This is a genomic window from Halotalea alkalilenta, from assembly GCF_001648175.1.
Taxonomy (GTDB): domain Bacteria; phylum Pseudomonadota; class Gammaproteobacteria; order Pseudomonadales; family Halomonadaceae; genus Halotalea; species Halotalea alkalilenta_A.
The window spans coordinates 4,342,467-4,368,554 of record NZ_CP015243.1 but is presented as its reverse complement, the minus strand read 5'-3'; the positions used below and the strand labels follow the sequence as shown (position 1 = coordinate 4,368,554).

General features: G+C 60.5%; 32 protein-coding genes. All 32 read left to right on the top strand.

Features of this window, described 5'->3' with window-relative positions:
* Position 1: 1 nt before the first annotated feature.
* Positions 2-694 carry a 50S ribosomal protein L1 gene (gene rplA / locus A5892_RS19560; RefSeq protein ID WP_064124198.1) on the top strand — a complete coding sequence of 231 codons (693 nt, stop codon included), beginning with the start codon at positions 2-4 and terminating at the stop codon, positions 692-694.
* A 315-nt stretch (positions 695-1,009) separates the two neighbouring features.
* Positions 1,010-1,516, top strand: a complete 507-nt coding sequence (rplJ, locus tag A5892_RS19555; protein ID WP_064124197.1) for a 50S ribosomal protein L10 — start codon at positions 1,010-1,012, stop codon at positions 1,514-1,516.
* A 96-nt stretch (positions 1,517-1,612) separates the two neighbouring features.
* Complete coding sequence (gene rplL / locus A5892_RS19550) at positions 1,613-1,981, top strand: 50S ribosomal protein L7/L12 (RefSeq protein ID WP_064124196.1); 369 nt, start codon at positions 1,613-1,615, stop codon at positions 1,979-1,981.
* Positions 1,982-2,292: 311 nt separating this feature from the next.
* Positions 2,293-6,369, top strand: a complete 4,077-nt coding sequence (rpoB, locus tag A5892_RS19545) for a DNA-directed RNA polymerase subunit beta (protein ID WP_064124195.1) — start codon at positions 2,293-2,295, stop codon at positions 6,367-6,369.
* 108 nt (positions 6,370-6,477) lie between these two features.
* Complete coding sequence (gene rpoC / locus A5892_RS19540) at positions 6,478-10,686, top strand: DNA-directed RNA polymerase subunit beta' (protein ID WP_064124194.1); 4,209 nt, start codon at positions 6,478-6,480, stop codon at positions 10,684-10,686.
* 187 nt (positions 10,687-10,873) lie between these two features.
* Complete coding sequence (rpsL, locus tag A5892_RS19535; protein ID WP_027349291.1) at positions 10,874-11,248, top strand: 30S ribosomal protein S12; 375 nt, start codon at positions 10,874-10,876, stop codon at positions 11,246-11,248.
* Between the two features lie 78 nt (positions 11,249-11,326).
* Positions 11,327-11,800 (top strand): 30S ribosomal protein S7, encoded by a 474-nt coding sequence (rpsG, locus tag A5892_RS19530; RefSeq protein WP_064124193.1) that lies wholly within the window; start codon positions 11,327-11,329, stop codon positions 11,798-11,800.
* Between the two features lie 87 nt (positions 11,801-11,887).
* On the top strand, positions 11,888-14,005 hold the full coding sequence (fusA, locus tag A5892_RS19525; RefSeq protein WP_064124192.1) for an elongation factor G: 2,118 nt from the start codon (positions 11,888-11,890) through the stop codon (positions 14,003-14,005).
* Positions 14,006-14,031: 26 nt separating this feature from the next.
* Entirely contained in the window at positions 14,032-15,225 is a 1,194-nt protein-coding gene (gene tuf / locus A5892_RS19520) for an elongation factor Tu (protein WP_027349294.1), read from the top strand.
* 210 nt (positions 15,226-15,435) lie between these two features.
* The gene (gene rpsJ / locus A5892_RS19515) at positions 15,436-15,747 is read left to right on the top strand and encodes a 30S ribosomal protein S10 (RefSeq protein ID WP_025733376.1); all 312 of its coding nucleotides are present in this window, start codon (positions 15,436-15,438) and stop codon (positions 15,745-15,747) included.
* Between the two features lie 129 nt (positions 15,748-15,876).
* Positions 15,877-16,515, top strand: coding sequence for a 50S ribosomal protein L3 (gene rplC, locus A5892_RS19510; RefSeq protein WP_064124191.1), 639 nt, complete (start codon positions 15,877-15,879; stop codon positions 16,513-16,515).
* Between the two features lie 13 nt (positions 16,516-16,528).
* Positions 16,529-17,137 (top strand): 50S ribosomal protein L4, encoded by a 609-nt coding sequence (gene rplD, locus A5892_RS19505; RefSeq protein WP_064124190.1) that lies wholly within the window; start codon positions 16,529-16,531, stop codon positions 17,135-17,137.
* A complete protein-coding gene (gene rplW, locus A5892_RS19500; RefSeq protein ID WP_027349297.1) occupies positions 17,134-17,430 on the top strand; it encodes a 50S ribosomal protein L23 in 297 nt (98 codons plus the stop codon). Before rplD ends, rplW begins: the two co-directional genes overlap by 4 nt.
* 16 nt (positions 17,431-17,446) lie before the next feature.
* Positions 17,447-18,274, top strand: coding sequence for a 50S ribosomal protein L2 (gene rplB / locus A5892_RS19495; protein WP_064124189.1), 828 nt, complete (start codon positions 17,447-17,449; stop codon positions 18,272-18,274).
* Between the two features lie 22 nt (positions 18,275-18,296).
* Positions 18,297-18,572 carry a 30S ribosomal protein S19 gene (rpsS, locus tag A5892_RS19490; protein ID WP_027349299.1) on the top strand — a complete coding sequence of 92 codons (276 nt, stop codon included), beginning with the start codon at positions 18,297-18,299 and terminating at the stop codon, positions 18,570-18,572.
* 14 nt (positions 18,573-18,586) lie between these two features.
* The gene (rplV, locus tag A5892_RS19485) at positions 18,587-18,922 is read left to right on the top strand and encodes a 50S ribosomal protein L22 (protein ID WP_027349300.1); all 336 of its coding nucleotides are present in this window, start codon (positions 18,587-18,589) and stop codon (positions 18,920-18,922) included.
* A gap of 11 nt (positions 18,923-18,933) precedes the next feature.
* On the top strand, positions 18,934-19,635 hold the full coding sequence (gene rpsC / locus A5892_RS19480; RefSeq protein WP_027349301.1) for a 30S ribosomal protein S3: 702 nt from the start codon (positions 18,934-18,936) through the stop codon (positions 19,633-19,635).
* Positions 19,636-19,647: 12 nt separating this feature from the next.
* On the top strand, positions 19,648-20,061 hold the full coding sequence (rplP, locus tag A5892_RS19475) for a 50S ribosomal protein L16 (RefSeq protein WP_064124188.1): 414 nt from the start codon (positions 19,648-19,650) through the stop codon (positions 20,059-20,061).
* Positions 20,061-20,252, top strand: a complete 192-nt coding sequence (gene rpmC, locus A5892_RS19470; protein ID WP_027349303.1) for a 50S ribosomal protein L29 — start codon at positions 20,061-20,063, stop codon at positions 20,250-20,252. The genes rplP and rpmC overlap by 1 nt, the downstream gene beginning before the upstream one ends.
* 1 nt (position 20,253) lies before the next feature.
* Complete coding sequence (gene rpsQ, locus A5892_RS19465; RefSeq protein ID WP_027349304.1) at positions 20,254-20,514, top strand: 30S ribosomal protein S17; 261 nt, start codon at positions 20,254-20,256, stop codon at positions 20,512-20,514.
* 45 nt (positions 20,515-20,559) lie between these two features.
* Positions 20,560-20,931 (top strand): 50S ribosomal protein L14, encoded by a 372-nt coding sequence (gene rplN / locus A5892_RS19460; protein ID WP_027349305.1) that lies wholly within the window; start codon positions 20,560-20,562, stop codon positions 20,929-20,931.
* A gap of 15 nt (positions 20,932-20,946) precedes the next feature.
* Positions 20,947-21,264, top strand: a complete 318-nt coding sequence (gene rplX, locus A5892_RS19455; RefSeq protein ID WP_027349306.1) for a 50S ribosomal protein L24 — start codon at positions 20,947-20,949, stop codon at positions 21,262-21,264.
* Positions 21,265-21,282: 18 nt separating this feature from the next.
* Positions 21,283-21,822, top strand: a complete 540-nt coding sequence (gene rplE / locus A5892_RS19450) for a 50S ribosomal protein L5 (protein ID WP_027349307.1) — start codon at positions 21,283-21,285, stop codon at positions 21,820-21,822.
* Positions 21,823-21,833: 11 nt separating this feature from the next.
* The gene (gene rpsN / locus A5892_RS19445; protein WP_064124187.1) at positions 21,834-22,139 is read left to right on the top strand and encodes a 30S ribosomal protein S14; all 306 of its coding nucleotides are present in this window, start codon (positions 21,834-21,836) and stop codon (positions 22,137-22,139) included.
* Between the two features lie 21 nt (positions 22,140-22,160).
* Entirely contained in the window at positions 22,161-22,553 is a 393-nt protein-coding gene (rpsH, locus tag A5892_RS19440; protein WP_027349309.1) for a 30S ribosomal protein S8, read from the top strand.
* 9 nt (positions 22,554-22,562) lie between these two features.
* The gene (gene rplF, locus A5892_RS19435) at positions 22,563-23,093 is read left to right on the top strand and encodes a 50S ribosomal protein L6 (RefSeq protein WP_064124186.1); all 531 of its coding nucleotides are present in this window, start codon (positions 22,563-22,565) and stop codon (positions 23,091-23,093) included.
* Positions 23,094-23,102: 9 nt separating this feature from the next.
* Positions 23,103-23,453 carry a 50S ribosomal protein L18 gene (gene rplR, locus A5892_RS19430; protein ID WP_064124185.1) on the top strand — a complete coding sequence of 117 codons (351 nt, stop codon included), beginning with the start codon at positions 23,103-23,105 and terminating at the stop codon, positions 23,451-23,453.
* 11 nt (positions 23,454-23,464) lie between these two features.
* Positions 23,465-23,968 carry a 30S ribosomal protein S5 gene (gene rpsE, locus A5892_RS19425; RefSeq protein ID WP_027349312.1) on the top strand — a complete coding sequence of 168 codons (504 nt, stop codon included), beginning with the start codon at positions 23,465-23,467 and terminating at the stop codon, positions 23,966-23,968.
* 5 nt (positions 23,969-23,973) lie between these two features.
* Positions 23,974-24,156 (top strand): 50S ribosomal protein L30, encoded by a 183-nt coding sequence (gene rpmD, locus A5892_RS20050; protein ID WP_081803395.1) that lies wholly within the window; start codon positions 23,974-23,976, stop codon positions 24,154-24,156.
* Between the two features lie 3 nt (positions 24,157-24,159).
* Positions 24,160-24,594, top strand: coding sequence for a 50S ribosomal protein L15 (rplO, locus tag A5892_RS19420; RefSeq protein WP_064124184.1), 435 nt, complete (start codon positions 24,160-24,162; stop codon positions 24,592-24,594).
* Entirely contained in the window at positions 24,594-25,928 is a 1,335-nt protein-coding gene (gene secY / locus A5892_RS19415; protein WP_027349314.1) for a preprotein translocase subunit SecY, read from the top strand. Before rplO ends, secY begins: the two co-directional genes overlap by 1 nt.
* Positions 25,929-25,957: 29 nt before the next feature.
* Positions 25,958-26,071 carry a 50S ribosomal protein L36 gene (rpmJ, locus tag A5892_RS20045; protein ID WP_077373351.1) on the top strand — a complete coding sequence of 38 codons (114 nt, stop codon included), beginning with the start codon at positions 25,958-25,960 and terminating at the stop codon, positions 26,069-26,071.
* The last annotated feature ends 17 nt before the right edge of the window (positions 26,072-26,088 follow it).

The window sequence follows — 26,088 nt, the reverse complement described above, 5'->3', positions numbered from 1 at the left end:
GATGGCCAAGCTTACCAAGCGCATGAAGCAGATTCGCGCCAAGGTCGACTCTGCCAAGACTTACAGCATCGATGAGGCCACCGCGCTTCTCGCTGAGCTTTCGACTGTCAAGTTCAAGGAATCCATCGACGTTTCCGTGAACCTGGGCGTTGATCCGCGCAAATCCGACCAGGTGGTGCGTGGCGCTACCGTCATGCCTCACGGTACCGGCAACGACGTTCGTGTCGCCGTGTTCGCCCAGGGCGCCAATGCCGATGCGGCCCGCGAAGCCGGTGCCGAGATCGTCGGCATGGACGATCTTGCTGCCGAAATCAAAGGTGGCCGTCTGGACTTCGACGTCGTCATCGCCTCTCCGGATGCGATGCGTGTGGTCGGCCAGCTGGGCCAGATCCTCGGGCCGCGCGGCTTGATGCCGAACCCCAAGGTCGGCACCGTGACTCCCGATGTCGTCACCGCGGTCAAGAACGCCAAGGCTGGTCAGGTGCGTTTCCGTACCGACAAGAACGGCATCATCCATGCGACGCTGGGTAAGGTCGACTTCGCTCCTGAAGCGATCAAGGGCAACCTCGAAGCGCTGATCAACGATCTCAAGCGCCTCAAGCCCAGCACCTCGAAAGGCGTGTACCTGCAGAAGGTCTCGCTCTCGAGCACCATGGGTCCCGGCATTACCGTCGATCACTCTTACCTGACCTGATCGGTGGTTCGGCGGCAGCGATCCAGCTGCCGTCGATCGATTGTCTTTAGCAGTAACTTTGCGGTTCCCGTGCCGATTGGGCGGGCGCCGTCAAAGACCGCAGGTGCGCAGGCTCCGTCCCGCGCTTAATGGGTTCTGCCCGCCTGCGCAGATGGTGAGGCTTGCCATCGGGCTGCGTGAGTAGCCCTTGGCACCAGCCATCCCCCGCCCCAGGCGCCGCGCGATTTCGGTCGTGTCTACGCTCTGGGATATGGCAACCCCGGGGTGGTGATCGGATTCGTTTCGGTCGCTCTCCGGTACGAAGGAGTGAAGACAGTGGCATTAGGTCTTGAAGGCAAGAAGGCGATCGTCGCTGAAGTCAGCGAAGCCGCTAGCGCCGCGCTCTCCGTCGTCGTTGCCGACTCTCGCGGAGTGACTGTAGACGCAATGACAGAATTGCGTAAACAGGCACGCGAGAATGGCGTCCAGCTGCGCGTCGTGCGCAATACGCTGGCGCGCCGTGCGCTCGCAGGCACCTCGTATGAGTGCCTGAACGAGTCGTTCGTCGGCCCGACCCTTCTTGCGTTTTCCATGGAGCACCCTGGCGCTGGCGCCCGATTGCTCAAGGAGTTCGCCAAGAAGCAGGAGAAGTTCGACGTCAAAGCATTGGCGTACGATGGCGAGCTCATCCCGGCTGAACAGATCGATCGCCTGGCCGCTCTGCCGACACGCGATGAAGCGCTCGCCAGACTGATGTCGGTGATGAAAGAAGCTTCCGCCGGCAAACTGGCCCGCGTTCTCGCTGCGCTGCGCGACAAGAAACAATCGGAAGAAGCCGCATAAGCGGTTGTTTTCTTTCATCTTGTCCGCCCGTACGGGTGCGAACGTCCAAAATCACGCTCGAGCAACAGTTGCTCCGCAAAGTCTAGGAATGTAATCATGGCACTTAGCAAAGACGATATCATCAACGCAGTCGCCGAAATGTCCGTCATGGAAGTGGCCGATCTGGTCACTGCGATGGAAGAAAAATTCGGCGTTTCCGCCGCAGCGGCCGTTGTCGCTGGCCCGGCCGCAGCTGCCGAAGCAGTTGAAGAGCAGACCGAATTCGACCTGATCTTGAAAGAAGCTGGCGAGAAGAAAGTCAACGTCATCAAGGCTGTTCGCGAAATCACCGGTCTGGGTCTGAAAGAAGCCAAGGCTGCTGTTGATGGCGCTCCGGCGACCATCAAAGAAGCTCTGTCCAAGGATGACGCAGAAGCTGCGAAGAAAAAGCTCGAAGAAGCTGGCGCTACCGCGGAACTCAAGTAACGTTCATGCGTATCGCTACGTACGCGGCTTAGCTTGCGTACACGGCTGGTGGCGGTTCTCCGCCGCCGGCCTTTTTCCGTTGCAAGCCGGTGCATCAGACGGCAGCGAAATTCGCAAGGCAACGGCTAGATGTCATCGGAAAAGCGCGGGAGCGGCGTTTCGCGTCGTGAATCGCCCACGCTGTCCGACCGAATTCTCAACGGCGAGCCTCCCTCCTTCGAGGGGCTTGCCGTTGGCGCCTGACGGGGGCGTCCTCGTCACCGCGTGCCGACCACGCCGGTCACTTATGGTGAACAAGCTGGGGAATACAGATGGCTTACTCATACACTGAGAAAAAACGCATCCGCAAGGATTTCGGCAAACTGCCCCAAGTGATGGATGTGCCTTACTTGCTGGCCATCCAGCTTGATTCCTACTACGACTTCCTCCAGCAGGACAAGCCGTTCGCCGAACGTCTCGACATCGGTCTGCACGCCGCTTTCAACTCCGTGTTCCCGATCGAGAGTTTCTCTGGCAATGCCGCGCTCGAGTACGTGAGCTATCGTTTCGGCACGCCCGCGTTCGACGTCAAGGAATGCCAGCTTCGCGGAGTGACCTACTCCGCACCGCTGCGGGTCAAGGTACGCTTGATCATCTACGACCGTGAGTCTTCCAACAAGGCGGTCAAGGACATCAAGGAGCAGGAAGTCTACATGGGGGAAATCCCCCTGATGACCGAGAACGGGACCTTCATCATCAACGGTACCGAGCGCGTCATCGTCTCGCAGCTGCATCGCAGCCCGGGGGTCTTCTTCGACCACGACAAGGGCAAGAGCCACTCGTCGGGCAAGCTGCTCTATTCAGCGCGCATCATTCCCTATCGCGGCTCCTGGCTCGACTTCGAGTTCGACCCGCGGGACAACGTCTTCGTTCGTATCGACCGTCGCCGCAAGCTGCCGGCCACGGTGCTGCTGCGCGCGCTGGGCTTGACCGGTGAAGAGATCCTCGGCACCTTCTTCGAGACCAGCGTTTTCCGCATCGAGGACTCTGGCTTCAGCGTGGATCTGGTGCCGGCTCGCCTTCGTGGTGAAACCGCATCGTTCGAAATCCGTGACGAGCAGCTCAACGTGATCGTCGAGGAAGGCCGGCGGATCACCCAGAAGCATATTCGCCAGCTTGAAAAGGCGGGTATCCAGCGTCTGCGCGTCCCCTTGGACTACCTCGTCGGTAAGACCCTTGCCAAAGACCAGGTCAATCCCTCGACGGGCGAGCTGATCTGCGAGTGCAATACCGAGCTCACCCCCGAACTCATCGAGAGCATCGGCAAGGCCGGGATCACGCAGATCGAAACGCTCTACACCAACGATCTCGATACCGGTCCGTTCATCTCCGATACGTTGAGGGTCGATCCGACCAGCTCGCAGCTCGAAGCGCTGGTCGAGATCTACCGGATGATGCGTCCCGGCGAGCCGCCGACCAAGGAAGCCGCCGAGTCGCTGTTCAACAACCTGTTCTTCTCCGCCGACCGCTACGACCTGTCTGCGGTGGGCCGGATGAAGTTCAACCGCCGCCTGCGTCGCGACAGCGATACTGGCTCCGGTGTCCTCGACCACGCCGACATCCTCGACGTGCTCAAGGAGCTGATCAATATCCGTAATGGCTTCGGCGACGTCGACGATATCGACCACCTCGGTAACCGCCGCATCAGAAGCGTCGGCGAAATGGCCGAGAACCAGTTCCGTGTCGGCCTGGTGCGCGTCGAGCGTGCGGTCAAGGAACGCCTGTCGATGGCCGAGAGCGAAGGCCTGATGCCGCAGGACCTGATCAACGCCAAGCCGGTGGCGGCTGCGGTGAAGGAGTTCTTCGGTTCGAGCCAGCTGTCCCAGTTCATGGACCAGAACAACCCGCTCTCCGAGGTCACTCACAAGCGCCGTGTCTCCGCGCTTGGGCCGGGCGGCCTGACCCGTGAGCGTGCAGGCTTCGAGGTGCGCGACGTTCATGCCACCCACTACGGCCGCTTGTGCCCGATCGAAACGCCGGAAGGCCCGAACATCGGCCTGATCAACTCGCTGGCGACCTACTCGCGCACCAACAGCTACGGATTCCTCGAGACTCCGTATCGCAAGGTGGTGGACCGCCAGGTGACCGACGAGCTGGTCCATCTCTCGGCGATCGAGGAGGGCGACTACATCATCGCCCAGGCCTCCGCTTCGGTGGATGAGAGCGGTCGGCTGGTCGATGACCTGGTCCAGGTCCGGCACCGTGGCGAGACTACCTTCATGGCACCGGACAAGGTGACCCTGATGGATGTTTCTCCGCGCCAGGTCGTGTCGGTCGCGGCGGCGCTGATTCCGTTCCTCGAGCACGATGACGCCAACCGCGCGCTGATGGGCTCGAACATGCAGCGTCAGGCGGTGCCCACCCTGCGTGCCGAGAAACCTCTCGTCGGTACCGGCATGGAGCGCTTCGTTGCCCGTGACTCCGGCGTCTGCGCTATCGCCCGCCGCGGTGGCAAGGTCGATTCCGTCGATGCCAAGCGCATCGTCATCCGTGTCGATGAGAACGAAGTGGTCGGTGGTGAGGCAGGTGTGGATATCTACAACCTGACCAAGTACGTCCGCTCGAACCAGAACACCTGCCAGAACCAGCGCCCGATCGTGCGTCCCGGCGATCAGGTGGCACGTGGCGATATCCTCGCCGACGGCACCTCGGTCGATACCGGTGACCTGGCGCTGGGCCAGAACATGCGCATCGCGTTCATGCCCTGGAACGGCTACAACTACGAAGACTCGATCCTGATTTCCGAGCGCGTGGTCCAAGAGGATCGCTTCACCACGATCCACATCCAGGAGCTGACCTGCGTTTCCCGCGATACCAAGCTCGGGGCGGAAGAGATCACGTCTGACATTCCCAACGTCGGCGAAGCCGCGTTGAGCAAGCTGGACGAGTCCGGTGTGGTCTACATCGGCGCCGAGATCAATCCCGGCGACATCCTGGTCGGCAAGGTCACGCCCAAGGGCGAAACCCAGCTGACCCCGGAAGAGAAGCTGCTGCGTGCGATCTTCGGCGAGAAAGCTTCCGACGTGAAGGACACCTCTCTGCGTGCCTCCACCGGTATGCGTGGCACCGTCATCGATGTGCAGGTGTTCACTCGTGACGGCGTGGAGAAGGACCAGCGTGCGCTTGCGATCGAGAAGATGCAGCTCGACGAAGTGCGCAAGGATCTCCAGGAGACCTACCGCATCGCCGAGAACGCGACCTTCGAGCGTCTGCGCAATTCGCTTGGTGGTCAGCCGGTCAACGGTGGGCCGAAGCTGAAGAAAGGCGACGTGCTCGACGACGCTTATCTCAGCGAGCTGCCGCGCGCCCAGTGGTTCAGCCTGCGGATGCAGGATGAAGCGCTCAACGAGCTGCTGGCCCAGGCCAACGAGCAGCTCGAGGGTCGGCGCAAGGAGATGGACGAGCGCTTCGAGGACAAGCGTCGCAAGCTGACCCAGGGCGACGACCTCGCGCCGGGCGTGCTGAAGATCGTCAAGGTTTATCTGGCGGTCAGGCGTCGCATCCAGCCGGGCGACAAGATGGCTGGCCGTCACGGCAACAAGGGTGTCATCTCGGCGATCAAGCCGGTCGAGGACATGCCCTTCGATGCCAACGGCGTGCCGGTCGACTTCGTGCTCAACCCGCTTGGCGTACCTTCGCGCATGAACGTCGGCCAGATCCTCGAGACCCACCTGGGCATGGCCGCCCATGGGCTCGGCGAGAAGCTCGACCGGATGCTGAAGGATGCCCGGGGCCAGCAACTCAAGGAGATTCGCGGCTTCCTCGACCAGGTCTACAACGGCACCGGTGGTCGCCATGAGGCGCTGGACGAGCTCAGCGACGAAGAGATGATCGCGCTGGCCAAGAACCTCTCCAAGGGTGTGCCGATCGCGACGCCGGTATTCGACGGCGCCAAGGAGCACGAGATCAAAGGGCTGCTCAAGCTCGCCGATCTGCCGGAGTCCGGCCAGCTGGAGCTCTACGACGGCTGCACCGGCGAACGGTTCGATCGACCGGTGACGGTGGGCTACATGTACATGCTCAAGCTCAATCACCTGGTCGACGACAAGATGCACGCCCGTTCCACCGGTTCGTACTCGCTGGTCACCCAGCAGCCGCTCGGCGGCAAGGCGCAGTTCGGCGGACAGCGCTTCGGCGAGATGGAGGTCTGGGCGCTGGAAGCCTACGGCGCGGCCTACACCCTGCAGGAAATGCTCACCGTCAAGTCCGACGACGTCGAAGGCCGGACCAAGATGTACAAGAGCATCGTCGACGGCGACCACACTATGCAGGCCGGCATGCCGGAGTCGTTCAACGTGCTGGTCAAGGAGATCCGCTCGCTGGGCATCGACATCGAGCTGGAGTCCTGAACTCAGGACGCTCCCGGTCGTACGACCGTTTTATCTGATGGTCCGCGGACCAGTGTGGCGATCGCCTCACTGGTCCGCCCATGAAAACTCCGCAGCGGAGCCGACCTAATGAAAGATTTGGTGAAAGTACTCAAATCGCAGGCGCAGTCGGAAGAGTTCGACTCGATCAAGATATCGCTCGCCTCACCGGAAATGATTCGTTCGTGGTCCTACGGCGAGGTCAAGAAGCCGGAAACCATCAACTATCGGACGTTCAAGCCCGAGCGTGATGGCCTGTTCTGCGCCAAGATATTCGGCCCAGTGAAGGACTACGAGTGCCTCTGCGGCAAGTACAAGCGCATGAAGCACCGCGGCATCATCTGCGAGAAGTGCGGCGTCGAAGTGACCAAGGCCGCAGTGCGCCGCGAGCGCATGGGGCATATCGAACTGGCCTCGCCGGTCGCTCACATCTGGTTCCTCAAGTCGCTGCCAAGCCGTATCGGCATGCTGCTCGACATGACCTTGCGTGACATCGAGCGGGTGCTCTACTTCGAGTCCTTCGTGGTCATAGACCCGGGCATGACTACGCTCGAGAAAGGCCAGCTGCTCAACGACGAGCAGTATTTCGAGGCTCTCGAGGAGTTCGGCGACGACTTCGACGCGCGTATGGGTGCCGAGGCTGTCCAGGCACTGCTTGCCGATATCGAGCTTGGCGAGGAGATCGAGCGGCTGCGCGAAGAAATTCCGCAGACCAATTCCGACACCAAGGTGAAGAAGCTCTCCAAGCGGCTCAAGCTGCTCGAAGCCTTCTTCAAGTCCGGCAACAAGCCGGCCTGGATGGTGATGGAAGTGCTGCCGGTGCTGCCGCCCGACCTGCGCCCGCTGGTGCCGCTCGACGGTGGCCGGTTCGCCACCTCCGATCTCAACGATCTCTATCGTCGGGTGATCAACCGTAACAACCGCCTCAAGCGGCTGCTCGATCTCAACGCGCCGGACATCATCGTGCGCAATGAGAAGCGCATGCTGCAGGAGTCGGTCGATGCGCTGCTCGACAACGGTCGCCGCGGCCGTGCGATCACCGGGTCGAACAAGCGCCCGCTGAAGTCGCTCGCCGACATGATCAAGGGCAAGCAGGGGCGTTTCCGCCAGAACCTGCTCGGCAAGCGCGTCGACTACTCCGGTCGTTCGGTCATCACCGTCGGGCCGGCTCTGCGCCTGCATCAGTGCGGCTTGCCGAAGAAGATGGCGCTCGAGCTGTTCAAGCCGTTCATCTATTCCAAGCTGCAGCTCAATGGCCAGGCGTCGACGATCAAGGCCGCCAAGAAGATGGTCGAGCGCGAAGTGCCCGAGGTGTGGGATATCCTCGCCGACGTCATTCGCGAGCACCCGGTGCTGCTCAACCGTGCGCCGACCCTGCACCGCCTCGGCATCCAGGCTTTCGAGCCGCTGCTGATCGAAGGCAAGGCGATCCAGCTCCACCCGCTGGTCTGCGCGGCTTACAACGCTGACTTCGACGGTGACCAGATGGCGGTCCACGTGCCGCTGACGCTGGAAGCCCAGCTCGAAGCTCGTGCGCTGATGATGTCGACCAACAACGTGCTTTCGCCGGCCAACGGTGACCCGATCATCGTGCCGTCGCAGGACGTGGTGCTCGGTCTCTACTACATGACCCGCGAGAAGATCGGCGCGAAGGGCGAGGACATGGTGTTCTCGAACCTGAGCGAGGTCGAGCGCGCCTTCGGCACCCAGAGTGTCGCCTTGCATGCTCGGATCAAGGTACGCCTGACCGAGTGGATCAAGGACGAAGAGAGTGGTGAGCTCACCGAGAACACCGCGATTCGCGACACCACTGTCGGCCGCGCGCTGCTGTTCACGATCCTGCCCAAGGGCATGAGCTTCGACATCATCGACCGGCCGATGAAGAAGAAGGCGATCTCGCAGCTGATCAATACTGCCTATCGTCGTGTCGGCCTGAAGGATGCGGTCATTCTCGCTGACCAGCTGATGTACACCGGGTTTCGCATGGCGACCTGGTCGGGTGCATCGATCGGGGTCAACGATTTCGTCATTCCGGCCTCCAAGGCCTCGATCATCGATGCCGCCGAGCAGGAAGTGAAGGAGATCGAAGATCAGTTCTCCTCCGGCCTGGTCACTGCTGGCGAGAAGTACAACAAGGTCATCGACATCTGGTCGAAGGCCAACGACAAGGTCGCCAAGGCGATGATGGTGGGCATCTCCAAGGAGAGCGTCATCAATCGCAAGGGCGAGGAAGTCGAACAGGATTCGTTCAACAGCGTCTTCATCATGGCTGACTCGGGCGCTCGTGGTAGCGCGGCCCAGATCCGTCAGCTCGCTGGCATGCGTGGCCTGATGGCCAAGCCGGACGGCTCGATCATCGAGACGCCGATCACCGCGAACTTCCGTGAAGGCCTGAACGTACTCCAGTACTTCATCTCGACTCACGGTGCGCGTAAAGGTCTGGCGGACACCGCGCTCAAGACCGCCAACTCGGGTTACCTCACTCGCCGCCTGGTCGATGTCGCCCAGGACGTGGTGATCACCGACATCGATTGCGGCACCGAAGAAGGCCTGACCCTGCACCCGGTGATCGAAGGCGGCGATGTCATCGTCTCGCTCGCCGAGCGTGTGCTGGGCCGAGTGACCGCCCAGGACGTACTCGATGGTCAGGATAACGTGCTGATTCCGCGCGGCACCCTGCTCGACGAAGAGTGGTGCTCGCGGCTCGACACCATGGGCGTCGATGAGATCGTGGTGCGCAGCACCATCACCTGCGAGACCACTCACGGGGTTTGCGCGCAGTGCTACGGCCGTGATCTGGCCCGCGGGCATCTGGTCAACGTCGGTGAGTCGGTCGGGGTCATCGCCGCGCAGTCGATCGGTGAGCCGGGTACCCAGCTGACCATGCGTACCTTCCACATCGGCGGTGCCGCCTCGCGTGCGTCCGCAGTGGACAGCGTACAGGTCAAGCACGGCGGCAGCGTTCGCCTGCACAACATGAAATCGGTCGAGCGTGGAGACGGCAAGCTGGTGGTGGTGTCCCGCTCCAGCGCCTTGGCGGTCGCCGATGACCACGGGCGTGAGCGCGAGTATTACAAGCTGCCCTATGGCGCCGAGCTTTCGGTTCGCGATGGCGATGTGGTCGAGGCTGGACAGATCGTCGCCAAATGGGACCCGCACACTCACCCGATCATCGCCGAGGTCACGGGGAGCATTCAGTTCTCCGAGATGGAAGAAGGTCAGACCATGCACCGTACGGTGGATGAGATGACCGGCCTTTCCTCGATCGAGATCATCGAGGCTGGTAGCCGTCCGACCTCCGGTCGTGACAAGCGGCCGATGATCATGCTGGTCGACGAGAAGGGACAGCACGTCACCCTGCCTGGCTCGAACACGCCGGTGCAGTACATGCTGCCCGGCAACGCGATCGTCTCGGTCGACAACGGCGCCAAGATCGACGTGGGTGAAGTCGTTGCGCGCATGCCGGTGGAGGCTTCCGGTAACAAGGACATCACCGGTGGTCTGCCGCGCGTCGCCGATCTGTTCGAAGCTCGCAAGCCCAAGGAGCCGGCGATCCTCGCCGAGATCTCAGGGACCGTGACCTTCGGCAAGGAGACCAAGGGCAAGCGCCGCCTGACGATCACCCCGAGCGAGGGCGACCCGTTCGAGATGTTGATCCCGAAATGGCGCCAGATCAGCGTCTTCGAGGGTGAGAACGTCGAGAAGGGCGAAGTGATCTCGGACGGCCCGAGCAACCCGCACGATATCCTGCGCCTGCTTGGCGTCTCGGAGCTGGCGAAGTACATCACCGCCGAGATCCAGGATGTCTACCGGCTGCAGGGCGTGGGCATCAACGACAAGCACATCGAAGTGATCGTGCGTCAGATGCTGCGCAAGGTCGAAGTCACCGATGCCGCCGACAGCGAGCTGATCCAGGGCGACCAGGTCGAGTTCTTCCGGGTGCTCGAGGAAAATGAGCGCCTCGCGGCAGCGAACCGTTTCCCGGCCAAGTACGAGCGCGTACTGCTGGGGATCACCAAGGCTTCGCTTGCCACCGAGTCGTTCATCTCCGCGGCATCGTTCCAGGAGACCACTCGCGTGCTCACAGAGGCCTCGGTCACCGGCAAGCGCGACTTCCTTCGCGGCCTGAAGGAGAACGTGGTCGTCGGTCGCCTGATCCCTGCCGGTACCGGTCTTGCGCATCACGCCGAGCGTCGGCGCCGGCGCGAGGAGTCCGATCGCGTGCTGCACCCGACCGCGCTCGACATCGAACAGCAGCTCGGCGAGCAGCTGACCGCGCTGGATGCCGACGAAGACTGAAGACGTCTGTAGTGGATGAAATCGTCAAGCCCGGGCGAAGAGCTTCGCCCGGGCTTGACGCTCAGGTTGCGAAGCCCGTAGAATTCGCAGCCTTTAATAGCGGGAGAAGTCCGTCTTTTTTCGCTATCAAGCTGCCCGGGTGGGTAGTGGCAGTATCATTGCATCGCTATTTGGAGTGAGTAACTTAATGGCAACCGTCAACCAGCTGGTGCGCAAGCCGCGCAAGCGCCCCGTCACCAAGAGTGACGTCCCGGCGCTTCAGGCCTGCCCCCAGAAACGTGGGGTTTGCACCCGCGTATACACCACGACCCCGAAGAAGCCGAACTCGGCGCTGCGTAAAGTTTGCCGCGTGCGTTTGACCAACGGCTTCGAAGTCACCTCCTACATCGGTGGTGAGGGTCACAACCTGCAGGAACACTCGGTCGTGCTGATTCGCGGCGGTCGTGTGAAGGACTTGCCCGGTGTGCGTTATCACACCGTGCGCGGCGCTCTGGATACCTCTGGCGTCCAGAACCGTAAGCAGGGCCGTTCGAAGTACGGCACCAAGCGTCCGAAATCCTGATTTCATTCTGGTCTGATAAGAGTAAGGCTGGTCTCAGTGGCCAGGTTTACCTGAAGGACCCTTCACCGAGGGCTTATCATGCCTAGACGTCGTATTGCCGCAAAACGCGACATTCTTCCGGATCCCAAGTTCGGAAGTGAGCGGCTGGCCAAGTTCATGAACCATCTGATGATCAGCGGCAAGAAGTCCGTTGCCGAGCGCATCGTTTATGGCGCGCTCGACCGGGTTGCCACTCGCTCCAAAGATGCCGAGCCGCTGGATCTGTTCGAAAAAGCGCTGGAAGCTATCCAGCCGATGGTCGAGGTCAAGTCGCGTCGCGTAGGTGGTGCCACCTACCAGGTGCCTGTGGAAGTACGTCCTTCCCGTCGTCAGGCGCTGGCTATGCGCTGGATGGTCGACGCTGCGCGTTCGCGTGGTGAGAAGACCATGGAGCAGCGTCTTGCTGGCGAGATCCTGGATGCAGCGGAAGGAAAAGGTGCCGCCGTCAAGAAGCGCGAAGACGTCCACCGTATGGCCGAGGCCAATAAGGCGTTCTCGCACTACCGTTTCTGATCCGCGTCGTTCGGCCGTCGCGGGGCTTCTCCTCGCGATGGCCCCGCCGGTGAAGGACGAGGCTTCCAACCAACAGGACACACTATCGTGGCACGCAAGACTCCCCTTAAGCGCTATCGCAATATCGGGATTGTCGCGCACGTCGATGCGGGCAAGACCACTACGACCGAGCGCGTGCTTTTCTATACCGGTCTCTCGCACAAGATCGGCGAAGTCCATGACGGCGCTGCAACCACCGACTGGATGGAGCAGGAGCAGGAGCGTGGTATCACCATCACCTCCGCTGCTGTGACGACCTTCTGGAAGGGGATGAACCAGCAGTTCGACGAGCACCGCATCAATATCATCGACACCCCTGGACACGTCGACTTCACCATCGAGGTCGAACGTTCCCTGCGCGTGCTCGATGGCGCCGTGGTCGTGCTCTGCGGCTCCTCCGGTGTGCAGCCCCAGACCGAAACCGTTTGGCGCCAGGCGAACAAGTACGAAGTGCCGCGCATGGTCTTCGTCAACAAGATGGACCGCGCGGGTGCGGACTTCTTCAAGGTCGTCGAGCAGCTCAAGGATCGCTTGAACTGCAACGCCGTGCCGATCCAGATCAACTGGGGCGCTGAAGAAGAGTTCAAGGGCGTCGTCGATCTGCTCGAGATGAAAGCGATCCTCTGGAACGACGCCGATCAGGGGCTCACCTACGAACTCGTCGATATCCCCGACGAGCTCCGCGAGACCGCTGAGACCTACCGCGAGCAGATGATCGAAGCCGCGGCCGAGGCCTCGGACGAGCTGATGGAGAAGTACCTCGACGAGGGCGAGCTGACCAAGGAAGAGATCAAGGCCGGTCTGCGTCGTCGTACCCTCGACAACGAGATCGTACTGATCACCTGCGGCTCCGCGTTCAAGAACAAGGGCGTGCAGGCAGTGCTCGACGCGGTCGTCGAATATCTTCCTTCTCCGCTCGAGGTCAAGGCGATCGAGGGTGAGCTGAACGACAAGGAAGGCACCATCGAGACCCGTGAGGCCGATGACAACGCCCCTTTCGCCGCGCTCGCGTTCAAGATCGCAACCGACCCGTTCGTCGGTACGCTGACCTTCGTTCGCGTCTATTCGGGCGTGCTGAGCTCGGGCGATAGCGTCTACAACTCCGTTAAGGAGAAGAAAGAGCGCATCGGTCGTATCGTTCAGATGCATGCGAACACGCGCGAAGAGATCAAAGAGATCCTCGCGGGTGACATCGCTGCCTGCGTCGGGCTCAAGGATGTCACTACCGGTGATACTCTTTGCGCCATCGATAACAAGATCGTGCTGGAGCGGATGGAGTTCCCTGAGCCTGTGATCTCGGTCGCCGTCGAGCCGAAGTCCAAGGCTGATCAGGAGAAGATGGGTATCGCCCTCGGCAAGCTTGCGCAGGAGGATCCTTCCTTCCGCGTCAAGACCGACGAGGAGAGCGGTCAGACCATCATCTCCGGGATGGGCGAGCTGCACCTCGACATCATCGTCGACCGTATGCGTCGCGAGTTCAAAGTCGAGGCGAACATCGGCAAGCCGCAGGTTGCCTATCGCGAGACGATTCGTAAGAGCGTCGAGCAGGAAGGCAAGTTCGTTCGCCAGTCCGGTGGGCGCGGTCAGTTCGGTCACGTGTGGCTTCGTATCGAGCCGCTGACCGAGGCCGACAAGGGTGGCGACGAGGAAATGACCTTCAAGTTCACCTCCGAGATCGTCGGTGGGGTGGTGCCGAAGGAATACGTTCCCGCAGTCGAGAAGGGCGCTTTCGAGCAGCTGCAGAACGGCGTCATCGCGGGTTACCCGATGATCGACGTCAAAGTCGCGCTGTTCGATGGTTCCTACCACGATGTCGACTCGAACGAAAATGCCTTCAAGATCGCCTCGTCGATGGCGATCAAGGAAGGCGCGCGCAAGGCTGGCGCGGTTCTGCTCGAGCCGATCATGCGAGTCGAGGTGGTGACGCCTGAGGACTTCATGGGCGATGTGATGGGCGATTTGAACCGCCGCCGTGGCCTGGTGCAGGGTATGGATGACTCCTCTTCTGGTAAAGTCATCCGTGCAATGGTGCCGCTGGGTGAGATGTTCGGTTACGCGACCGACCTGCGTTCGCAGACCCAGGGCCGCGCAAGCTACTCCATGGAGTTTGCGAAGTACGATGAGGCGCCGTCCAGCGTCGTCGAAGCCGTCATCAATCAGAAATAACCCATAGCTCAAACGAGGTTATAGCAGTGGCTAAGGCAAAATTTGAACGTTCCAAACCGCACGTAAACGTCGGTACCATCGGTCACGTCGACCATGGTAAGACCACCCTGACTGCGGCACTGACCCGCGTCTCCGCGGAAGTCTTCGGCGGTGAATGGCGCGCTTTCGACACCATCGACAACGCTCCGGAAGAGCGCGAGCGCGGTATCACCATCGCCACCGCTCACGTCGAGTACCAGTCGGAAGTCCGTCACTACGCGCACGTCGACTGCCCTGGGCACGCCGACTACGTCAAGAACATGATCACCGGTGCCGCTCAGATGGACGGCGCGATCCTGGTCTGCTCCGCAGCTGACGGCCCCATGCCGCAGACCCGCGAGCACATCCTGCTGTCGCGTCAGGTGGGCGTACCCTACATCGTCGTGTTCCTGAACAAGGCCGACATGGTCGACGACGAAGAGCTGCTCGAGCTGGTCGAGATGGAAGTTCGTGAGCTCCTCAGCGAGTACGACTTCCCGGGTGACGACACCCCGATCATCATCGGCTCCGCGCTGATGGCGCTCGAAGGCAAGGACGATAACGGCATGGGCACCACCGCCGTTACCAACCTGATCAAGGCACTGGATGACTACATCCCTGAGCCGGAGCGTGCCATCGACCGTCCGTTCCTGATGCCGATCGAAGACGTGTTCTCGATCTCTGGCCGCGGTACCGTGGTCACCGGTCGTGTCGAGCGCGGCATCGTCAAGACTGGCGAAGAAGTCGAGATCGTTGGTCTGCGTGACACCACCAAGACTACCGTTACCGGTGTCGAGATGTTCCGTAAGCTGCTCGACGAAGGTCGTGCGGGTGAGAACATCGGTGCGCTGCTGCGCGGTACCAAGCGTGACGACGTCGAGCGTGGCCAGGTTCTGGCCAAGCCGGGCTCGATCACTCCGCACACCAAGTTCGAAAGCGAAGTCTACATCCTGTCCAAGGAAGAAGGCGGCCGTCACACGCCGTTCTTCAAAGGCTATCGCCCGCAGTTCTACTTCCGTACCACCGATGTGACTGGTACCTGTGAATTGCCGGAAGGTGTCGAGATGGTCATGCCGGGCGACAACGTCAAGATGGTTGTCACCCTGATCGCTCCGATCGCGATGGAAGACGGCCTGCGCTTCGCTATCCGCGAAGGCGGTCGTACCGTCGGCGCTGGCGTCGTCGCCAAGATCGTCGAGTAACATCGCAAGGCGATTCAAAAGGGGCCCGGCTCGGGCCCCTTTCTCATGTCGGGCTGTCCCTCTCGTGCGATGTGCGTTTGACTCACCCCCTCAGGGTGAATATAATGCGCATCCTTTCAAGCGTGAGTGGGCGGCTCGCGCCGTCGCATTCACAGGCTGCTTAGCGCATCATCATGGCGCGCGGGTATTGCCCATTGGAGTTAAGGCAACATGCAGAACCAGAAAATTCGCATTCGGCTGAAGGCGTTCGACCATCGCCTGATCGATCAGTCCGCGCAGGAAATCGTGGATACCGCGAAGCGGACCGGTGCTCAGGTGCGTGGGCCGATCCCCCTGCCGACCAATCGGGAGCGTTATACCGTTCTGATCTCCCCGCACGTCAACAAAGACGCGCGTGATCAGTACGAGATTCGCACCCACAAGCGTGTGTTGGACATCGTCGAACCGACCGAGAAAACGGTCGATGCGCTGATGAAGCTTGATCTCGCCGCCGGCGTCGATGTGCAGATCAAGGTTGATTAATCACCCTCACTAGTCACTTGCGGCCGTGTTGGCCGCCGCGTCGTGAGACGCCACACAATGTGCTAGTGGAATGCTCTGGAAAGGGCAGCCATAGCGGGTGATAGCCCCGTACACTAAAGGAGACTGAACATGACGATCGGTTTGGTCGGCAAGAAGAGCGGCATGACCCGTATCTTCACCGAAGATGGCACCTCCGTGCCCGTAACCGTCATCGAAGTTGAGCCTAATCGCGTCACCAGCGTCAAGACTCTCGAGTCTGACGGCTATCGCGCCGTCCAAGTGACTGCCGGTTCGCGCAAGGCCAAGCATCTGTCCAAGGCTGCTGCAGGTCAGTTCGCCAAAGCAGGTGTCGAAGCTGGTCGTACTCTGGCGGAATTCCGTCTCGCTGAAAGCGAGGAAGATCCCCAGGTCGGCGGCGAATTCACCGTATCCCTCTTTGAAACTGGTCAGAAGATTGATGTGACCGGTACGTCCAAGGGTAAGGGCTTCCAGGGCGCGGTCAAGCGCTGGAACTTCCGTACTCAGGACATGACTCACGGCAACTCCCTCTCGCACCGTGCACCTGGCTCCATTGGCCAGTGCCAGACCCCGGGTCGCGTCTTCAAGGGCAAGAAAATGGCAGGACACATGGGCAGCGCCCGCGTGACCGTGCAAAGCCTTGAAGTGGTGCGTGTCGATGCTGAACGCAACCTGCTGCTGGTCAAAGGTGCTGTCCCCGGTGCAACCGGCAGCCAAGTGATCGTGCGCAGCGCTGTTAAAGCCCGCTGAGAGGTAAGTACCGATGAATCTCAATCTCGTAGGTGCCAATGCTGAAGCCGTCGAACTTTCCGACGTGACTTTTGGCAAGGATTTCAACGAGCCTCTCGTGCACCAGGTCGTCACCGCCTATCTGGCAGGTGCTCGTCAGGGTTCCCGCGCGCAGAAGACTCGCTCCGATGTCAGAGGTGGTGGCAAGAAACCGTGGCGCCAGAAAGGTTCTGGTCGCGCACGTGCTGGCACCATCCGTTCCCCGCTGTGGCGCAGCGGCGGTGTGACCTTTGCGGCTCGCCCGCAGGATCATTCCCAGAAGGTCAACCGCAAGATGTATCGCGCCGCGATGCGTTCGATCCTTTCCGAGCTTCTCCGTCAGGAGCGCCTGGTCGCGATCAACGAGTTCGTCGTCGATTCTCCGAAGACCAAGCAGCTCGTCACCAAGCTTCAGGAGTTGGGGTTGGAGAGGGTGCTCATCGTTACCGAAGAGGTCGATGAAAACCTTTACCTTGCCGCTCGCAACATCCCCAACGTTGCTGTCGTCGACGTTGCCGCGGTCGATCCGGTCAGCCTGGTCGCTTTCGACAAGGTGCTGGTGACCGTGCCCGCTCTGCGTAAGTTCGAGGAGAAGCTGGGATGAACCCGGAACGCGTATTCAAAGTGCTGCTCGGGCCGCATATGACCGAGAAGGCCGCCATCGCCGCCGAGAACAATCAGTATGTGTTCAAGGTCGCCTCGGACGCCACCAAGCCGGAAATCAAGAAAGCCGTCGAGGCTCTCTTCGGCAAGAAGGTCGCGGCCGTCCAGGTGCTCAACATCAAGGGCAAAGTCAAGCGCACCGCGCGTGGCGAAGGTCGTCGCAGCGGCTATCGCAAAGCCTATGTGACCCTGGCCGCTGGTGAGACCCTCGAAGACTTCACTGGCAACGAGTGAGGCAGGAGAACGGATCATGGCAGTAGTTAAGACCAAACCGACGTCCGCCGGCCGTCGCCACATGGTGAAGATCGTCAGCCCAGACCTCTACAAGGGTCGCCCGGTTGACGCTCTGGTCGAGGCGCAGAAGCGCAGCGGCGGTCGCAACAACAATGGCCGTATCACCACTCGTCACATCGGTGGCGGCCAGCGTCAGCATTACCGCTTGGTTGATTTCAAGCGTAACAAGGATGGTATCCCGGCGGTTGTCGAGCGCCTGGAGTACGACCCGAACCGTAGCGCCCATATCGCGCTGCTTAAGTACTCGGATGGTGAGCGTCGCTACATCATCGCGCCGAAGAACGTTGCGGCCGGTGATCGCCTTGAGTCAGGCGTCAATGCGGCAATCCGCGCGGGCAATACCCTGCCGCTGCGCAACATCCCGGTTGGTTCGACCATCCACTGTATCGAGCTCAAGCCCGGCAAGGGTGCCCAGCTCGTCCGTAGCGCCGGTGCCAGTGCTCAGCTGGTCGCACGCGAAGGCAACTACGCCACCGTGCGCCTGCGCTCCGGCGAGATGCGCCGCATTCTTTCCGAATGCCGCGCCACCCTCGGCGAAGTGGGCAACTCGGAGCACAGCCTGCGCCAACTCGGCAAGGCCGGCGCCAAGCGCTGGAGAGGTGTGCGTCCGACAGTTCGCGGTGTCGCAATGAACCCGGTCGACCACCCGCACGGTGGTGGTGAAGGTCGTACCAGCGGAGGCCGTCACCCGGTTTCTCCGTGGGGTGTTCCGACCAAGGGTCATAAGACTCGTAAGAACAAGCGCACCGATAAACTGATCGTTCGTCGCCGCAAGGCCAAGTAACAGAATTTAAGGGGTAACGGCTGTGCCACGTTCACTTAAGAAAGGTCCCTTCATCGACCTTCATCTTTTGAAGAAGGTTGAGGCGGCTGTGGAAAAGAACGACCGCAAACCGATCAAGACCTGGTCGCGTCGTTCGATGATCCTGCCGAACATGGTAGGACTCACCATTGCCGTCCATAACGGTCGCCAGCATGTTCCGGTCTACGTCTCCGAGGAGATGGTGGGGCATAAGCTTGGCGAGTTCGCTGCCACCCGCACTTATCGCGGCCACGCGGCTGATAAGAAAGCCAAGCGGTGAGAGAGGACCGAGAAATGGAAGAAGTAGCTGCAAAATTGCGCGGCGCTCGCCTGTCCGCTCAGAAGGCCCGTTTGGTCGCTGATCAGGTGCGCGGCAAGCCGGTGGCTGAGGCGCTCGACATCCTGACCTTCTCGCCGAAGAAAGCGGCGGTGATCGTCCGGAAAGTGCTTCAGTCCGCCATCGCTAACGCGGAAGAAAACAACGGCATGGACATCGACGAGCTTCGCGTCTCGACCATCTATGTCGATGAGGGCACGACGCTCAAGCGCATTCAGCCGCGCGCCAAAGGCCGTGCGGATCGCATCATGAAGCGTTCTTGCCACATCACCGTCAAGGTAGCCGAGAAGTAGGAGTCGACCAGATGGGTCAAAAAGTACATCCAATCGGTATTCGCCTCGGTATCGTCAAAGACCACACTTCGGTCTGGTACGCAGAGCGCGGTGCTTATGCCGACAAGCTGAACAACGACCTCGCCGTTCGTAGCTTCATCGAGGATCGTCTCAAGAATGCATCCGTCAGCCGCGTGCTCATCGAGCGTCCGGCTAACAATGCACGCATCACCATTCACACTGCTCGTCCGGGCATCGTGATTGGCAAGAAAGGCGAAGACGTCGATCGCCTTCGTCGCGATCTGACTTCGATGATGGGCGTGCCGGTGCACGTCAACATCGAGGAAGTTCGCAAGCCGGAGCTCGACGCTCGCTTGGTCGCGCAGAACATCGCAGGCCAGCTCGAGCGCCGCGTGATGTTCCGCCGTGCAATGAAGCGTGCGGTGCAGAACGCCATGCGCCTCGGCGCCAAGGGCATCAAGATCCAGCTCTCCGGTCGCCTTGGCGGTGCCGAGATCGCGCGCACCGAGTGGTATCGTGAAGGCCGTGTTCCGCTTCACACACTGCGCGCGGACATCGACTACGCCACCTATGAAGCGCATACCACCTACGGCGTCATCGGCGTCAAGGTTTGGGTCTTCAAGGGAGAGATTCTCGGAGGCATCGAGGAAGTGCGGGCGAAAGCCAAGCAGCCTCAGCAGCCTGCGGCTCCCAAGAAGAAAGGCTCAAAGTAAGGGGATTAGTCGATGTTACAGCCCAAGCGTACAAAATTTCGCAAGCAGCACAAGGGCCGCAACCGTGGCCTGGCGAATCGCGGTAGCAGCGTGAGCTTCGGCGAGTACGGCCTCAAGGCCACTGGCCGTGGTCGTCTCACCGCTCGTCAGATCGAAGCCGGTCGTCGTGCGATCACCCGTCACGTCAAGCGTGGTGGCAAGATCTGGATTCGCGTCTTCCCGGACAAGCCGATCTCGGAAAAGCCCCTCGAAGTTCGTATGGGTAAAGGTAAGGGGTCGGTGGAGTACTGGGTTGCGCAGATCCAGCCCGGTCGCGTTCTTTACGAGATCGAAGGCGTTTCGGAAGAGCTGGCGCGTGAGGCGTTCACTCTGGCTGCTCAGAAGATGCCCGTTGCCACTACCTTCGTGAAACGGACGGTGATGTGATGAAAGCTCAGGAACTTCGTGAAAAGTCAGCCGAGGCGCTCAAAGAGCAGCTGTTCGAGCTGCTGCGCGAGCAATTCAATCTGCGTATGCAGAAGGCTACGGGGCAGCTTAACCAGACCCATCTGTTGAAGCAGACGCGTCGCGAGATCGCTCGCGTGAAGACTGTGATCAAACAGAAGGCAGGTGAATAAGATGTCCCAGGAAACGCAAGCACGTACGCTCACCGGCAAGGTTGTGAGCGATAAGATGGACAAGTCCATCGTCGTGATGATCGAGCGCTCTGAGCGCCACCCGATCTACGGCAAGTATGTTAAGCGCTCCACCAAGCTGCATGCCCACGACGAAACCAACCAGGCGAAGGTTGGCGATCTGGTCTCCATTCGTGAAGGCCGCCCGATCTCCAAGATGAAGTCCTGGTCGCTGGTCGAAGTGATCGAACAGGCCAAGGGCTGAGCCCGCTGCCTACCAGTGCAGTCAGTTTAGGTTTGGAGAAAACCGATGATTCAGACGCAAACAATGCTGGATGTCGCTGACAACAGCGGTGCGCGCCGGGTCCAGTGCATCAAGGTGCTCGGCGGCTCTCACCGTCGCTACGCGCGCATCGGCGACGTCATCAAGGTCACGGTCAAGGAAGCGATTCCGCGTGGCCGTGTAAAGAAAGGCCAAGTACTCAAGGCTGTGGTCGTGCGTACCGCGAGCGGCGTTCGCCGTCCGGACGGCTCGCTGATCCGTTTCGATGGAAATGCGGCGGTTCTGTTGAACAACACCAACGAACAGCCGATCGGCACCCGTATCTTTGGGCCGGTTACTCGTGAGCTTCGTACTGAAAAGTTCATGAAGATCATTTCCTTGGCGCCCGAAGTGCTGTAAGGAGCGGAGCGGAAAATGCGCAAGATCAAACGTGACGACGAGGTAATCGTCATCGCCGGCAAGGACAAGGGCAAGCGCGGTACCGTCAAGCGTGTGCTTAAAGACGGTAAGTTCGTCATCGCAGGTGTGAACATGATTAAACGTCACACCAAGCCCAACCCGATGCTCGGTCAGCAGGGGGGTATCGTCGAACGTGAGGCTCCGATTCACGAGTCTAACGTCGCGATCTTCAACCAGGAAACCGGCAAGGCGGATCGTGTCGGCTTTCAGCTGAAGGACGACGGTACCAAGGTCCGTATCTTCAAGTCGACTCAAAAGCAGATCGACGCCTAACGCGAGTCGGGTGGGATAATGGCGAATTTGAAACAGCAGTACAAAGACGAGGTGGTAGCCCAGCTCAAGGAGCATTTCGGCTACGCCAACGTGATGCAGGTGCCGAAAATCACCAAGATCACCCTGAACATGGGTGTTGGTGAAGCGACCAGCGATAAAAAGCTGATCGAGCACGCTGCAGCGGACTTGGAGAAGCTCTCCGGCCAAAAGCCGATCGTGACCAAGGCGCGTAAATCCGTCGCCGGTTTCAAGGTCCGTGAAGGCTGGCCGATCGGCGTCAAGGTGACGCTGCGCAAGGAGCGGATGTGGGATTTTCTTGACCGTCTGGTCAATATCGCGATCCCGCGTGTCCGTGACTTCCGTGGTCTCAACCCGAAGTCTTTCGACGGTCGCGGCAACTACTCCATGGGCGTTCGTGAGCAGATCATCTTTCCGGAGATCGAATATGATAAGATCGACCGGATCCGTGGTCTGGACATCACGATTACCACCACTGCCAACAGCGACGAAGAAGGTCGTGCGCTCCTTAGCGCGCTGAACTTCCCGTTCAAGAAATAAAGGCTGGAATAATGGCGAAGAAAAGTATGATTGAGCGTGAGCTCAAGCGCACGCAGCTGGTCAAGAAGTACGCAGCTCGCCGCGCGGAGCTCAAAGCAATCATCCAGAGTGTCTCCTCGTCCGACGAGGAGAAATTCGATGCTCAGCTCAAGCTGCAGAGCCTTCCGCGTGACTCGAGCCCGGTCCGTCAGCGTAACCGCTGCCGTATCACCGGCCGTCCGCACGGCTACTACAACAAGTTCGGCCTTGGCCGTAACAAGCTGCGTGAAGCCGCAATGCGCGGCGACGTCCCCGGCTTGACCAAGTCCAGCTGGTAACGCACGCGAGGAGCGCTAGCAATGAGCATGCAAGACACTCTGGCGGATATGTTGACTCGTATCCGCAACGCGCAGCAGGCCACCAAGGTGACGGTCGATATTCCGTCCTCCAAGGTCAAGGTCGAAGTGGCGCGTGTACTGAAGGAAGAGGGATACATCGCCGACTTCGCTGTCGTCGGTGAGACTCAGCCGCAGCTGAAGGTCACCCTCAAGTATTTCGAAGGCAAGCCGGTCATCGAGCACCTGCAGCGCGTCTCCAAGCCTTCCCTGCGCATCTACAAGGGCAAGGATGAATTGCCCAAGGTCGCAGACGGTCTCGGCGTCGCCATCGTTTCCACCTCCAAGGGCGTGATGACCGACCGTGCCGCGCGTCAGGCCGGCGTCGGCGGTGAAGTCATCTGTACCGTATTCTAGGAGTGAGAAATGTCTAGGATTGCCAAATATCCGGTAAAGCTGCCCAGCGGCGTCGAAGTGAAGATCAACGATAAGACCCTGACCGTGAAAGGCGGCCAGGGCCAGCTCGAACTGACCGTTCACGCCGATGTCGTCGTCAGCCAGGAAGAAGGTCAGCTGACCTTCGCACCCAGCGCTCAAGCCAAGAGCTGGGCCATGGCGGGCACTACTCGGGCACTGGTCAACAACATGGTCGTCGGAGTGAGCGAAGGTTTCTCGCGCACCCTCGAGATCAACGGCGTCGGCTATCGTGCCGCTGCTAATGGCCAGACCATCAACCTTTCGCTCGGCTTTTCTCACCCGGTTGAGTACACGCTGCCCAAAGGTGTCAGCGCGGAGACTCCGCGTAACACCACGATCGTGCTGAAAAGCGCGGACAAGCAGCAGCTCGGCCAGGTCGCGGCAGAAATTCGCGCTTTCCGTCCGCCGGAGCCCTACAAGGGCAAGGGCGTTCGTTACAGCGACGAACAGGTTCGCCGTAAAGAAGCCAAGAAGAAGTAAGGCAGGGTTATGAACGCGAAGAAAGAATCTCGTCTCCGTCGTGCCCGCCGTGCGCGCGCGAAGATCCGTGAGCTGGGTGTTGTGCGTCTGTGCGTCAACCGCACTCCGCGCCACATCTACGCGCAGATCATCTCCGCCGATGGCGGCCATGTGTTGGTCAGCGCCTCTACGCTCGACAAGGCGCTGCGCGAAGCGGCCACTGGCAACGCCGACGCGGCTGCCAAGGTCGGATCGCTGCTCGCTGAGCGTGCCAAGGACGCGGGTATCACTGAAGTGGCCTTCGACCGCTCTGGCTTCAAATACCACGGTCGCGTCAAGGCTCTGGCCGATGCCGCGCGTGAAGGCGGCCTGCAATTCTAAAGGGTTTCACGATGGCGAATAACGAACAGAAAGGCAGCGGTGATCTGCAAGAGAAGTTGGTGCAGATCAACCGCGTCGCCAAGGTGGTCAAGGGTGGCCGTATCTTCGGCTTCACCGCGCTGACCGTCGTTGGCGATGGCAAAGGGCGTGTCGGCTTCGGCCGCGGCAAGGCGCGTGAAGTGCCGGTCGCGATCCAAAAGGCGATGGACCAGGCTCATCGCAGCATGGTCAAAGTCGAATTGAAGGGCCACACCCTGCAGTATCCGGTGCGTGCCCGTCACGGCGCATCGAAGATCTTCATGCAGCCCGCATCCGAGGGTACCGGCATCATCGCCGGTGGCGCCATGCGCTCCGTCCTCGAGCTGGCCGGCGTCCATGACGTCCTCGCCAAGTGCTACGGTTCGACCAATCCGGTCAACGTGGTGCGTGCGACCGTCAAAGGGCTCGCTTCGATGCGTTCGCCCGAGGACGTCGCTGCCAAGCGTGGCCTCTCCGTCGCTGCAATCACGGGGTAAGCACCATGTCAGGCAAGCTTAAAGTTACTCAGGTCCGCAGTGTGATCGGCACTGGCAAGAAACATCAGGCCACGGTTCGTGGTCTGGGTCTTCGCCGTATCGGCCACACCGTCGAACTGGAAGACACTCCGGCCGTTCGCGGCATGATCAACAAGGTTAACTACCTTGTCCGAGTCGAAGGGGAGTAATCCATGAAGCTCAACACTTTGCGTCCGGCACCGGGCGCCAAGCATGCCGAAAAACGCCTTGGGCGCGGTATCGGCTCCGGGCTTGGCAAGACTGGCGGTCGCGGCCATAAAGGGCAGAAATCTCGCTCCGGTGGGACTGTGAAGCCCGGTTTCGAGGGTGGCCAGATGCCGCTCCAGCGTCGTCTGCCGAAGTTCGGCTTCACCTCGGCCAAGTCGCTGGTCTCCGAAGAGGTTCGCCTCTCCGAGCTGGCCAAGGTCGATGGCGAGGTCGTCGATCTCGCGACGCTGAAAGAAGCCAACGTGATCAAGGACTCGACCCGCTTCGCCAAAATCGTTCTCTCTGGCGAGCTGGACCGTGCCGTTACCGTGCGTGGCATCAAAGTCACCAAGGGTGCTCGCGCGGCGATCGAAAACGCTGGTGGTAAGGTAGAGGACTAATGGCTAAGTCAGGAAACGTACCGGCCAGTAGCCAGGGCGGCCTCAGTGAACTCTGGGCCCGTCTTCGGTTCGTGATCATCGCGCTCGTGGTGTACCGGATCGGTGCCCACATTCCGGTGCCCGGTATCAATCCTGACCAGCTCGCTGCCCTCTTCAGAGAAAACCAGGGCACCATCCTGAGCCTGTTCAACATGTTCTCCGGTGGTGCGCTGGAGCGGATGAGTATCTTCGCGCTCGGCATCATGCCGTACATTTCCGCGTCGATCATCATGCAGCTCTTGACGGTAGTCTCTCCCCATCTCGAGCAGTTGAAGAAGGAAGGAGAGGCAGGTCGTCGCAAGATCACCCAGTACACTCGCTACGGCACGGTCGTACTGGCACTGATCCAAGCGGTCGGCATGGCAGTGGGACTGGTTGGGAGCGGTGTGGCTTACAGTGCCGACATCAGCTTCTACTTCACCGCCATCGTGACCTTCGTCGCTGGCGCGGTGTTCCTGATGTGGCTCGGTGAGCAGATCACCGAGAAGGGGATCGGCAACGGCATTTCGCTGATCATCTTCGCGGGTATCGTCGCTGGCATGCCCAGTGCGGTCGGGCAGGCCTTCGAACTAGCGCGCAACGACGGCGCCTGGAACGTGCTGCCGCTGCTCGCGCTGGCGCTCCTCGGCGTCGCCACCGTCGCTTTCGTGGTGTTCATCGAACGCGGCCAGCGCCGCATTACGGTGAACTATCCGCGGCGTCAGGTGGGCAACAAGATGTATGCGGGTCAGAGCAGCTATCTGCCGATGAAGGTCAACATGGCGGGTGTCATTCCGCCGATCTTCGCGTCCAGTATCCTGCTCTTCCCGGCGTCCATCGGGCAGTGGTTCGGTCAGGGCGAAGGATTGGGGTGGCTTTCCACCATCTCTCAGGCGCTTGGGCCAGGACAGCCGCTCTACATCTTGCTTTTTGCAGCCGCGGTAGTATTCTTCTGCTTCTTCTATACGGCGCTGGTCTTCAATCCGAAGGACGTTGCCGATAACCTGAAGAAGTCTGGAGCCTTCCTTCCGGGTATCCGCCCGGGGGATCAGACCGCGCGCTACATCGACAAGGTGATGACGCGGTTGACGCTGTTCGGGGCTATTTACATCACGTTCGTCTCCCTGATGCCTCAGTTCTTGATGGTCGCCTGGCAGGTGCCCTTCTACTTCGGCGGTACGTCGATACTGATCGTGGTGGTGGTCGTGATGGACTTCATGGCCCAGGTGCAATCGCATCTGATGTCCCATCAGTACGAGTCCGTGATGAAGAAGGCCAACCTCAAAGGCTATGGCAGCGGCGGCATCATGCGCTGATGTCTCCGCTAGACATTTTGGAGTGAACGATGAAAGTTCGAGCTTCCGTTAAAAAGATCTGCCGTAACTGCAAGATCATTCGCCGTCGCGGTGCTGTGCGGGTTATCTGCACTGAACCGCGGCACAAGCAGCGCCAGGGTTGATCCTAGATCTTCGCCCT